The organism is Collimonas antrihumi (assembly GCF_018304965.1).
GTDB lineage: Bacteria > Pseudomonadota > Gammaproteobacteria > Burkholderiales > Burkholderiaceae_D > Collimonas > Collimonas antrihumi.
On the sequence record NZ_JAGQED010000031.1, the window covers coordinates 41,793 to 47,792 of the forward strand.

General features: G+C 54.0%; 10 protein-coding genes. 8 read left to right on the forward strand and 2 right to left on the reverse strand.

Going from position 1 to position 6,000, the window contains the following annotated elements; all coding sequences use genetic code 11:
• Positions 1 to 324 precede the first annotated feature (324 nt).
• From KHU29_RS19360 to KHU29_RS22280, 3 genes are read left to right on the forward strand one after another with little or no spacing between them, the layout of a single operon-like run.
• Positions 325 to 885, forward strand: a complete 561-nt coding sequence (locus KHU29_RS19360; protein WP_246542293.1) for a TVP38/TMEM64 family protein — start codon at positions 325 to 327, stop codon at positions 883 to 885.
• 30 nt (positions 886 to 915) lie between these two features.
• Positions 916 to 1,149 carry a mercury resistance system periplasmic binding protein MerP gene (merP, locus tag KHU29_RS19365; protein ID WP_211454866.1) on the forward strand — a complete coding sequence of 78 codons (234 nt, stop codon included), beginning with the start codon at positions 916 to 918 and terminating at the stop codon, positions 1,147 to 1,149.
• A gap of 6 nt (positions 1,150 to 1,155) precedes the next feature.
• Positions 1,156 to 1,371: a GDCCVxC domain-containing (seleno)protein gene (locus tag KHU29_RS22280; RefSeq protein ID WP_246542294.1), complete on the forward strand. Its 216-nt coding sequence runs from the start codon at positions 1,156 to 1,158 to the stop codon at positions 1,369 to 1,371.
• A gap of 38 nt (positions 1,372 to 1,409) precedes the next feature.
• On the opposite strand, the gene KHU29_RS19370 is transcribed toward KHU29_RS22280, so the two are convergent.
• Together KHU29_RS19370 and KHU29_RS19375 are read right to left on the reverse strand one after the other, a co-directional pair.
• Positions 1,410 to 2,066 carry an NrsF family protein gene (locus tag KHU29_RS19370; protein WP_211454868.1) on the reverse strand — a complete coding sequence of 219 codons (657 nt, stop codon included), beginning with the start codon at positions 2,064 to 2,066 and terminating at the stop codon, positions 1,410 to 1,412.
• Positions 2,063 to 2,722, reverse strand: coding sequence for a sigma-70 family RNA polymerase sigma factor (locus KHU29_RS19375; protein ID WP_211454870.1), 660 nt, complete (start codon positions 2,720 to 2,722; stop codon positions 2,063 to 2,065). Before KHU29_RS19375 ends, KHU29_RS19370 begins: the two co-directional genes overlap by 4 nt.
• 134 nt (positions 2,723 to 2,856) lie before the next feature.
• Between KHU29_RS19375 and KHU29_RS19380 the strand changes: the two genes are divergently transcribed.
• The 5 genes from KHU29_RS19380 to KHU29_RS22570 all read left to right on the forward strand — a co-directional run bounded on the left by KHU29_RS19380 (position 2,857) and on the right by KHU29_RS22570 (position 5,975).
• Positions 2,857 to 3,174 (forward strand): BufA1 family periplasmic bufferin-type metallophore, encoded by a 318-nt coding sequence (locus tag KHU29_RS19380; RefSeq protein WP_211454872.1) that lies wholly within the window; start codon positions 2,857 to 2,859, stop codon positions 3,172 to 3,174.
• 14 nt (positions 3,175 to 3,188) lie between these two features.
• Complete coding sequence (bufB, locus tag KHU29_RS19385) at positions 3,189 to 4,079, forward strand: MNIO family bufferin maturase (RefSeq protein ID WP_211454874.1); 891 nt, start codon at positions 3,189 to 3,191, stop codon at positions 4,077 to 4,079.
• On the forward strand, positions 4,063 to 4,866 hold the full coding sequence (locus tag KHU29_RS19390; protein WP_211454876.1) for an HvfC/BufC N-terminal domain-containing protein: 804 nt from the start codon (positions 4,063 to 4,065) through the stop codon (positions 4,864 to 4,866). Before bufB ends, KHU29_RS19390 begins: the two co-directional genes overlap by 17 nt.
• Complete coding sequence (locus KHU29_RS19395) at positions 4,863 to 5,342, forward strand: DoxX family protein (protein WP_211454878.1); 480 nt, start codon at positions 4,863 to 4,865, stop codon at positions 5,340 to 5,342. The genes KHU29_RS19390 and KHU29_RS19395 overlap by 4 nt, the downstream gene beginning before the upstream one ends.
• A 360-nt stretch (positions 5,343 to 5,702) precedes the next feature.
• The gene (locus KHU29_RS22570; protein ID WP_425514496.1) at positions 5,703 to 5,975 is read left to right on the forward strand and encodes a TOTE conflict system archaeo-eukaryotic primase domain-containing protein; all 273 of its coding nucleotides are present in this window, start codon (positions 5,703 to 5,705) and stop codon (positions 5,973 to 5,975) included.
• The last annotated feature ends 25 nt before the right edge of the window (positions 5,976 to 6,000 follow it).

Consider the following 6,000-nt stretch of genomic DNA (forward strand, 5'->3'; position numbering starts at 1 on the left):
AGTTAATGAGACAAATCTGCCTATTTGGAACATTTTAATGCATTAATTAACGAGACAAATTCAGTAATTGACGAGACTCTTTTCATCTCACTATGATTCTCTCCTACGTAAGCCAATCAGTAAGCCAATCAGTAAGCCAATCAATTTGAGCACCAAATCAGGCGCCGAGTCGTCGTCACTCATCAACCTATTGTGGCAGGCGGTGTAACCGCATTAAAGCTGCGGCCAATTTGCGTTTTTTACATAGCATTCCGTCATGCTCAACGTATCGTCAAGAGGCACCATAAAAATGAAGCCAGCCACCTCAACTTGCGAGTCCCTGCCATGCGTCGCTACAAACGGCTGTTGATCGTTGTTCTGTTTCTGGCGGCGCTGCTCGCCTTATTTCAATTTTCAGGACTTAGAGAACATTTCAATTTGGCGTTTCTTCATCAACAGATCGTCGACAATAAAGTCAGCGGTTTGGTGATCTTCGTCCTACTGTTTTGCCTGGGTAATCTGATTCAGATACCCGGCTGGATATTTCTCGCGGCGGCGGTACTGGCCCTGGGAAAGATCTGGGGTGGTTTGGCGACCTATATCGCGGCAGTCATCTCCTGTGCATTTACTTTTTTAACAATACGCTTCATCGGCGGCGATGCAATGCGAGAATTGAAAAACCGATATGCGTTGCAAATCCTCCATGGCCTGGATGCGCATCCCATTAAAAGCATTGCATTGTTAAGAGTATTGTTTCAGACCGTTCCTGCCCTGAATTACGCGCTGGCTTTGTCCGGCGTGAAGTTTTATAAATATCTGATTGGCACCATGCTCGGCTTGCCATTGCCGATCATGTTGTATTGCCTGTTTTTTGATTATATTGGCAAGGTGCTGCATGTGTATTGAGCTGCCTTGTGGCTTAGAACCTATGCAATAATGGCGCTGGCAGCCGCCCCAAAAACTGTCACGCTCGACGTCAAAAACATGACCTGCGAACTGTGCCCAATTACTGTCAAAAAATCGCTGGATAAGATGTCCGGTGTGAGGTCCGTCAAGGTTGATTTCAACAAGAAGACAGCGGTCGTTACCTATGACCCTGACAAAGCTCGAACGGAGGCATTGACCAAGGCCACCACGAACGCAGGCTATCCGTCCACTTTGCACAAGTGACGTGCCATGCCCAACGCTATCGTCCTTGAATCTGTTCTGACTTGCCCGCAATGCGGCTTTGCCAAGCTGGAGAGCATGCCTACCGACGCTTGCCAGTACTATTACGAGTGTAGTAACTGCAAGGCGCTGCTGCGGCCTAATCCAGGTGATTGCTGTGTGTTTTGTTCGTTCGGCTCGGTAAAATGTCCGCCGATTCAAGCGCAGCACGGATGCTGCAAATAGTGTCTGAAATGCGATTTTTCTGCGAGCGTCGAACCGCGTCATTCCTGGGGCGTTACCCGTGCAAACAGCCGTTGCCCGTATCTTTTGCTGAGGGCCAAGAACAGGGCCGTCACGCCGAAGTTCGACATCAGAATCATGATCGTTGCATCAAGCGGATGGAACAAGGACAAGGCGCTCGCCGTCATCGCGGCGACCGCAAGACTGCCCGTCATCACAACCGGCGTCGGAGATAATCGCGCCACGTAGCGCAACATGATGAGCATCGTCAGCGATAGAGGGATCGCTGTTAGCACCAACGTTGCGAAGCAGCGTGCAGTCTCTCCAAGAGACATACCTTCCGGACCGATACTGACCCAGTTAGTCAAACATCCATAGCCAATCGTAGAAATCCATACCGCCAGCGCAGGCATCGGCAATAGCAGCCAGCGCCGGGACAGTCCCGGAATACTTGCAATAAACGATGCTATTGCGGCGAGAACAGCAGTCACTAGAGCTGCAGCGACACCGGTAATAAAAACAGGCTGATGCAGCTTGAGCATCAGATCTGGCCGAACACCATGTCCGACGGCAACTAACGCCAGCATCAATGCCGCAAACAATAACCAGCACGCAGCACGTACCACTGGCGACCGCAAGCGTCGCACCGGCTTGACATCTGTGACTAACGAGTCGATGAGATTGGCGGTCGGTTTCATGTGTTGCCACCTCGTTTGCCGATCATCTTGCGCAGGCTCTTCAAGGCACGATGGGTCGCGGTTTTCAGCGCAGCGACCGACATGCCGCTAGACGCGGCAGCTTCCTTCAATGACATTTCTTCCAATTTCAGCATTTGTATTGCATCTCGTTGTCCAGCTGGCAGGCGCGCGACGGCCGCGCGCAACATGCTGGCATCTGTTGCCTCTTCCTGGAGATTCGCTTCAGAGGCCGATAAGGTTTCATAATCCTGATCGAGCGGTGCTTCGTGTGCATTATGGCGCCCCTGCCGTCGCAGACTGTCAATGATGCGCCGGCTGGCGATAGCAACCAGCCAAGGGCCGAACGGGCGAGTCGGATCGTACGTGTGCCGCACTGTATGTATGGTCAACAGAATATCTTGCACCGCATCTTCGGCATCGCTGCGATTGCCAATGCGGCGTATGGCAAGCACCCGCAAATAAGGCGTAATCTCTTCGAGCAGGCGTCGGTAAGCCTCACCGTCGCCCTCCTGTGCTCGAGCCATATAGATGGACCAGTCGAGAGTGCCATCGGTGCGGGTATCAGGTGCTGCGGAAGAATTGTCCCGCGCGCCCGAATCCTGAGAACTCTGTACGAGACTCAGTGACGGGCCGGGGCGGCGTGTTTCGGATGACATAGGCAAATTTTGCGCTCCGAGAAGGATTCTGTCTCGAAAAATAAATTTTTTATGCGGCGTAACCTTTGGGGGACTCCAGACGAATTTATCAGCAAGGCCGCGATTCTGCGGTCTCAACCTGAGGAGAATGCAAAATGAGCAAACAAGCATGGGCAGCTTCGACGCTGTCCGCCGCAATCGGTCTCGCACTCGCAATGCAAGCGCCGGTACAGGCCCAGAATATGAAGGACATGAGCGCCATGCCACAGCCCGTCAAGGACAATATGGCGAGAATGGCAAAAAACAAGCTGGAGAAATGTTACAGCATCAATACGGTCGCGAAGAACGACTGTGCTGAAGGTGCGCATTCTTGTGCTGGTCAGGCTACACAGGCACGCGATCCGAAGTCCTTCGTGTTGCTGCCGGCCGGCGATTGTTCCAAGATTCAAGGTGGCAAGTTGCAGGCAAGCTGAGCAAGCATCACAGTATGAACGCTATTGTTGCCAAGATGCAGGATATGTCCAGCCCGATCCCCGCGAAAGCGGGAGTCGGACTGCGCTTTCGACATCATCAAGCCGTTATCGACTCGTCTCCCGATGTCGCCTGGTTCGAGGTGCACACCGAAAATTACATGGGTGGTGGTACAGCACCACAATACCTGGACAAGATTCGTTGCGACTATCCGATTTCTCTGCATGGCGTCGGTTTGTCGCTCGGCAGTGCTGACGGACTTGACGTAGCGCACCTGGCCCGCCTACGGAGCGTGGCCGACCGGATTGAGCCCGGATTGATTTCCGAACACTTGTCTTGGAGCGCCGTCGGCGGCACGTATCTGGCTGACCTGTTGCCGCTGCCGATGACCGAAGAAGCATTGCATATTGTTTGCCGGCATGTCGACCAGGTGCAGGCTCACCTCAAGCGGCGCATCCTGATCGAAAATCCTTCGACCTACCTGCGTTTTCATCACTCAACGATTCCAGAGTGGGAATTCCTCGCACAAGTCGCCCAGCGTACCGGCTGCGGAATTCTGTGTGATGTCAACAACATCTACGTCAGCGCCAGCAATCACGGCTGGGACGCGATGACCTATCTCTATGCTTTGCCGCCGGCAGCGATCGGCGAAATCCATCTGGCCGGCCATAGCATCCGGCAACTCGGGAACGGACAAACGTTACGTATCGACGACCACGGCTCCCGCGTGGCGCCTGCCGTCTGGGCGCTCTATCGGGAGGCGCTTAAACGTTTCGGGCCGGTTCCCACCTTGATTGAATGGGATACCGACGTGCCAGCGCTTGAAATATTGATGGAAGAAGCCGCAGTCGCCGAGGCTGCTCTCGAGAAACAACGACAGGAGTCCATCCATGCCAACGTTACTTGAACTGCAACGCACGATTGAGCAAAGCATGCTGCACCACCTGGATGGCGACCTGTCTGCCTATGTGATCGCCGACGGCTTGGACGGTGGTGCGCGTCTCGGCATTTACCGCAATACCTGTACCAGTGTGCTTGCAACGGCACTGACCCTGTCTTTCCCGGCCGTCCGCTATCTGGTGGGCGCGGAATTCTTTGAAGGTGCTGCGCGCTTGTTCGCCGCCGAAGCCCCTCCACACAGTGCATTGCTAGATGAATATGGCGCTGATTTTCCTGAATTCCTGGCACAGCTTCCCCAAGCCGTATCGTTACCCTATCTCGCCGATGTGGCCCGCCTTGAATGGCAAGTGAATATTGTGCTGCACGCAGCAGACGCGCAGCCGCTCGATGTAGCCCGGCTTGTACAATTAGATGAAGCTGAGCTGGCGCATTGGCGGTTTGCACCCCACCCTGCGGCAAAATTGCTGCGCTGCGATTTTCCTGCGGACGCTATCTGGCATGCAGTACTGGAGCGCGACGATAGTGCCATGACGGCAATCGATCTCGCAGACGGCCCGGTTTGGCTGCTGGTTCAGCGAGTGGAGAGCGGTGTCGCCTTGGTGCGCCTGAGTGAGTGTCAGTGGCGTTTTACAGCGGTGCTATTTTCCGGGCAACCATTGCACGCGGCGTTGGAGGACGCCCCTTGTGCCGATGCGCAAGCCGTGCTGGCCGCGCACCTGAGACGCGGATGCTTTATAAACATCGGCCTGACAGACACAGCGTCGAAACTCTCGTTCAGGAGGATTCGTTCATGACACTCATATCGCAATCGGCTACGCCGCCGAACCTAAATGACAAGCGCCTGGTACGTCTTGTCCAATGGTTCGAGCGTGTGCCTTATACGTTCCTCGCCATTCCTCTACGGATCGCGGTTGCCACGATATTCTGGAACTCAGCAATGACCAAGCTCGCGAACTGGGAGACTGCCCTCGAACTGTTCGTGGAAGAATACAAGTTGCCCCTCCTGCCGCCGGAACTCGCGGCCTACATGGCGGTATCGATCGAATTGACTGCACCGGTGCTGCTAGTGCTGGGATTGGCGACTCGCCCCGTAGCGCTGCTACTGTTGGGCATGACGACGGTCATCGAGATATTTGTCTATCCGTTAGCGTGGCCCACCCATATCCAGTGGGCTGCGATGCTGCTGGTGCTGCTATGCCGCGGTGCCGGAAGCTGGTCCTTTGATCATTTACTGTGGGAGCGATGGATGGATCGCCATAACCAAATCTGATTTGTCTCACGAATTACTAATTTTTCACAACCATTGTGAACGATCAGTAGTTAATGCGACAAATTGCCTGTTTTGGCGTATATTCATCCAGAAGTTAACGAGACAATTATCAGAAGTTGTTGCGATAATATCCAACCTGTCGCACCAGCTCCCGGAGGCGCTCTCTGGCCAGTCGCAATTTGCCAGCGGATCGTCTGTGTTCATAAACGCAAAATGAGCCTCGTATGTCAAAGATCGAAACGGAACTCATCCAGTTACGTGCAGAAAATGACATGCTCAAGAGGCCCCTTTCCACGCACGGCATTGCAATTCCAAAACATGTGACCACCGCAGATTCCGTTGGCCCCGCCACTCGTCCCATTGCCAGCTCGCTCCCCAGACGCAAAAATCAAGCTGTTCCGCCGGCTCTATCAGGGAAGGAACGAGGTCTATCCTGTCCGATGGGAAAGCCAGAAAACTGGCAAAACTGGGTACTCACCAGTCTGTGCAAACGAGTGGCGGTACGGCGTTTGTGACAAGCCACGGATAAAGGTAATCGCTCTTTCCTACCCACCTTCCGCTGCTGAATCGATCGGCCGAGAATCGGACTTTTTCGAAGAGGAGAAGTCGTATGGAGAATGCACAAGAGCGTAGCGCGGTATGGCGTGAGCGGCTGCTG

Coding starts and splice junctions, on each gene's coding strand:
- KHU29_RS22280 (WP_246542294.1), top strand. CDS start 1,156: ATGCCCAACGCTATCGTCCTTGAATCTGTTCTGACTTGCCCGCAATGC.
- KHU29_RS19375 (WP_211454870.1), bottom strand. CDS start 2,722: ATGTCATCCGAAACACGCCGCCCCGGCCCGTCACTGAGTCTCGTACAG.
- KHU29_RS19380 (WP_211454872.1), top strand. CDS start 2,857: ATGAGCAAACAAGCATGGGCAGCTTCGACGCTGTCCGCCGCAATCGGT.
- KHU29_RS19360 (WP_246542293.1), top strand. CDS start 325: ATGCGTCGCTACAAACGGCTGTTGATCGTTGTTCTGTTTCTGGCGGCG.
- KHU29_RS19390 (WP_211454876.1), top strand. CDS start 4,063: ATGCCAACGTTACTTGAACTGCAACGCACGATTGAGCAAAGCATGCTG.
- merP (WP_211454866.1), top strand. CDS start 916: ATGGCGCTGGCAGCCGCCCCAAAAACTGTCACGCTCGACGTCAAAAAC.
- bufB (WP_211454874.1), top strand. CDS start 3,189: ATGAACGCTATTGTTGCCAAGATGCAGGATATGTCCAGCCCGATCCCC.
- KHU29_RS19370 (WP_211454868.1), bottom strand. CDS start 2,066: ATGAAACCGACCGCCAATCTCATCGACTCGTTAGTCACAGATGTCAAG.
- KHU29_RS19395 (WP_211454878.1), top strand. CDS start 4,863: ATGACACTCATATCGCAATCGGCTACGCCGCCGAACCTAAATGACAAG.